Origin of the sequence: Bradyrhizobium sp., assembly GCF_049798375.1 — a bacterium.
Classification (GTDB): Bacteria; Pseudomonadota; Alphaproteobacteria; order Rhizobiales; family Xanthobacteraceae; genus Bradyrhizobium.
In genome coordinates this window covers 1-3,703 of record NZ_JBARGP010000622.1, presented here as the reverse complement: position 1 = coordinate 3,703, position 3,703 = coordinate 1, and the positions used below count along the sequence as shown (strand labels likewise).

Genomic DNA, 3,703 nt, shown 5'->3' with positions numbered 1-3,703 from the left:
CTGCGCGACATCTATCACGGCCGCGACATCCTGCGCGCCGAGATCATCCCCGACGATTTGATCTTCCAGAATTCGGTGTTCCGCCCGGAAATGAACGGCCAGGACGTGCCGCACGACGTCTACGTCCACATCGCCGGCATCGACATCGTCCGGGTCGATGCCCATGATTTCATCGTGCTGGAGGACAATGCGCGCACGCCCTCGGGCGTGTCCTACATGCTGGAAAACCGCGAGATCATGATGCGGCTGTTTCCGGACCTGTTCGCCCGCCACCGCGTCGCCCCGGTCGAGCGCTATCCGGACGAGCTGCTGTCGACTTTGCGCTCGGTCGCGCCCTTGAGCGCCTCCGCGGAGCCTACGGTCGCGCTGATGACGCCCGGCATCTACAACTCCGCCTATTATGAGCATTCCTTCCTGGCCGACAAGCTCGGCATCGAGCTGGTCGAAGGCCGCGACCTCGTCATCAAGAACGACGAGGTGTTCATGCGCACCACCGAAGGGCTGAAGCGAGTCGACGTGATCTACCGCCGCGTCGATGACGACTTCCTCGATCCCCTGTCCTTCCGCCCCGATTCCGCGCTTGGCGTGCCCGGGCTGATGTCGGCCTATGCGGCCGGCAATGTCACCTTGGCGAATGCGGTCGGCACCGGCATCGCCGACGACAAGGCGATCTATTCCTACATGCCGGAGATCGTGAAATTCTACCTGGCCGAGGAGCCGATCCTGAAGAACGTGCCGACCTGGCGCTGCCGCGAGCCGCAGGATCTGTCCTATGTGCTCGACCATCTCGGCGAGCTCGTGGTCAAGGAGGTGCACGGCTCCGGCGGCTACGGCATGCTGATCGGTCCCGCCGCGACCAAGGCGACCATCGAGGCCTTCCGCGACAAGCTCAAGCGCGAGCCGGAAGGGTTTATTGCCCAGCCGACCTTGGCGCTCTCGACCTGCCCGACCTGTGTCGCGTCGGGCCTGGCGCCGCGCCATGTCGATCTCAGGCCGTTCGTGCTGACGGGGCGCGAGCGCACCACCATCGTTCCCGGCGGCCTCACCCGCGTTGCGCTGAAGGACGGGTCGCTGGTGGTCAATTCCAGCCAGGGTGGCGGGACGAAGGACACATGGGTGCTGGATGAATAGCAGCTATTTTGGCGAGGGCATGCGTCTCACCACCATGACGGTGCACCCTCTCCCCTTGTGGGAGAGGGTGGCGACGAGCGTCAGCTCGGCGCCGGGTGAGGGGTTCTCTCGGCACATGCAAGCGTGGAGAGAGACCCCTCACCCGGCTTCGCTCCGCGAAGCCACCCTCTCCCACAAGGGGAGAGGGTACACCGAGAGTGCCGCGAAGACGCGCAGAGACGCACTCTTGCCAAGCCTGCGTCAAATGCAATCGCCAAGCAGCCGATAGATCCGCCCATGCTCTCGCGCACTGCCGAAAACCTCTATTGGCTGGCCCGCTACGTCGAGCGGGCCGAGTATCTCGCCCGCACCATCGACGCCACCTTGCGCGTCACCGCCCTGCCCGCCGCCTATATCGGCAAGACCAATGAGTGGGAATCGGCGCTGATGACGGCCGGCGTCAATGTCAGCTTCTTCGCGCTCTATCAGGAGGCCAACGAGCACAACGTCGTCGAATATCTCTCCTTCAATCCAGGCAATCCCTCCTCGATCACGAACTGCATCGAGGCTGCCAGGCTGAACGCGCGCTCGGTCCGAACAGCGCTGACGTCGGAGATGTGGGACACCATCAACAGCGCCTGGATCGAGCTGCAGGAGGTCTGGAGCAAGGGCACCAAGACACGCGAGGATCTGGCGCGCTTCCTGCGCTTCGTGCAGGAGACCTCGCTGCGCTTCGACGGCTCGGCCTACCGCACCATGCTGCGCAATGACGCCTATTGGTTCTCGCGGCTCGGACTGCATCTGGAGCGCGCCGACAACACCGCGCGCATCCTCGACGTCAAATATCACGTGCTGCTGCCGGAAGAGGAGCATGTCGGCGGCCCGCTCGACTTCTACCAGTGGACCTCGATCCTGCGCTCGGTCTCGGCGCTGACAGCCTATCATTGGGTGTATCGCGAGACCCTGAAACCCTGGCTGATCGCGGACCTGCTGATTCTCAACGACACGCTGCCGCGGTCGCTGGCGAGCTGTTATGGCAATCTGGTCCGCAATCTCGACCAGATCGGCGTCGCCTATGGCCGCCAGGGTCCGTCGCAGCGCCACGCCCGCGGCATCCGGAACCAGCTGGAACACTCGAACATGGATGACATCTTCCAGCGCGGCGTTCACGAGTTTATCCAGGCGTTCATCGCCGACAATTCCCGCCTTGGTGAAATCATCACCAGGCAGTATCTGATTTAGTGGATGGGCTAAGTTATCGTCATGGCCGGGCTTGTCCCGGCCATCCACGTCTCATCTTCTGGTGAGAAAGTGCGTGGATGCTCGGACCTTCGCCGCGCCGAAGGGGCTCCAGCCCCCAAGCGGGTCGAGCCCGGGCGGGACGGTGGATAGGCCGGAACTCCATCGGACACCACCATGCGCCTGCGTATCTCTCATTCCACTACCTACCGGTACACCCCGGCGGCCACCGGCGTGATCCAGATCCTGCGGATGACACCGGGCAGCCATGACGGCCAATATGTCGCGGAGTGGCAGATCGGCGTCTCCACCGATTCGCGGCTCGAAATGCACGAGGACGCGTTCGGCAACGTCACCCACGTCCTCACCCACGGCGCGATCGAAACGCTGGCGATCACGGCCGAGGGGCTGATCGAGACCCATGACACCGGCGGCGTGCTGAAGGGTACGGATGAGCGCTTTCCGCCGAGCCTGTTCCTGCGCGGCACACCACTCACCACGCCCAATCCGGCAATGACGAGCTTCGTGCGCGAGCTGCGCAGCGAATCCGAGGACGACGTGCTCGGCTTCCTGCACGCGCTGATGACGCAGATCAACGAGCACATGACCTTCGACGTGGATCCGACGACATCAGGCACCTCGGCGGCAGAGGCCTTCGCGCTCAAGCGCGGCGTCTGCCAGGACTACGCGCACATCTTCATTGCTTGCGCCCGCGCCGGCGGTGTGCCTGCCCGTTTCGTTTCCGGCCATTTCCTGCGTTCCGATGGTGCAGTGCACCAGCAGGCCGGCCATGCCTGGGCGGAAGCCTTCGTGCCCGGTCTCGGCTGGGTCGGCTTCGACCCAGCCAACTGCATCTGCGCCACCGACGCCCACGCGCGGGTTGCGGTCGGGCTCGATTATCTCGGCGCAGCACCGGTGCGCGGCACCCGCTACGGCGGCGGCATCGAGACGCTCGAGGTCAGGGTCAGCGTCGATCAGGCCGGCCGCCCCAGCCAGTCGCAATCGCACTCACAGTGGCAGTCGTAGCAGGGTATCGGCTTCAATGAGTCGTCATGCGCGGGCTTGACCCGCGCATCCACGCCTTACTTTCAGCGATTACGAAAGACGTGGATGGCCTGGACAAGCCCAGCCATGACGGCGAGAGAGTCGTACCTCATACCGGCCCCAGCCGAACAGGGTTGGATGCCCAGCCGAAATTGGCTAGTAATTCGCCGTTCTACCGAGTGAGGATCGGCGATGACCTATTGCTGCGGAATTCTGGTGCGCGACGGCCTCGTCATGATCGCCGATACGAGGACCAATGCCGGTCTCGACAACGTCTCGACCTTCCGCAAGCTGCACATCTTCTCCAATC

General features: G+C 63.9%; 3 protein-coding genes and 1 pseudogene. All 4 read left to right on the top strand.

Features of this window, described 5'->3' with window-relative positions; all coding sequences use genetic code 11:
* On the top strand, positions 1-1,131 hold a 1,131-nt coding region (locus WA702_RS24700), incomplete at its 5' end, for a circularly permuted type 2 ATP-grasp protein (protein WP_425113167.1).
* Positions 1,132-1,407: 276 nt separating this feature from the next.
* Positions 1,408-2,352: an alpha-E domain-containing protein gene (locus WA702_RS24695; protein ID WP_425113166.1), complete on the top strand. Its 945-nt coding sequence runs from the start codon at positions 1,408-1,410 to the stop codon at positions 2,350-2,352.
* Between the two features lie 174 nt (positions 2,353-2,526).
* Positions 2,527-3,375 carry a transglutaminase family protein gene (locus WA702_RS24690; protein WP_425113165.1) on the top strand — a complete coding sequence of 283 codons (849 nt, stop codon included), beginning with the start codon at positions 2,527-2,529 and terminating at the stop codon, positions 3,373-3,375.
* A 210-nt stretch (positions 3,376-3,585) separates the two neighbouring features.
* Positions 3,586-3,703, top strand: a pseudogene (locus WA702_RS24685) (peptidase); the annotation flags it as partial.

Bases quoted from the DNA above. Each gene is read 5' to 3' on its own strand.
- WA702_RS24695 (WP_425113166.1), top strand. From the start codon at position 1,408: ATGCTCTCGCGCACTGCCGAAAACCTCTATTGGCTGGCCCGCTACGTC.
- WA702_RS24690 (WP_425113165.1), top strand. From the start codon at position 2,527: ATGCGCCTGCGTATCTCTCATTCCACTACCTACCGGTACACCCCGGCG.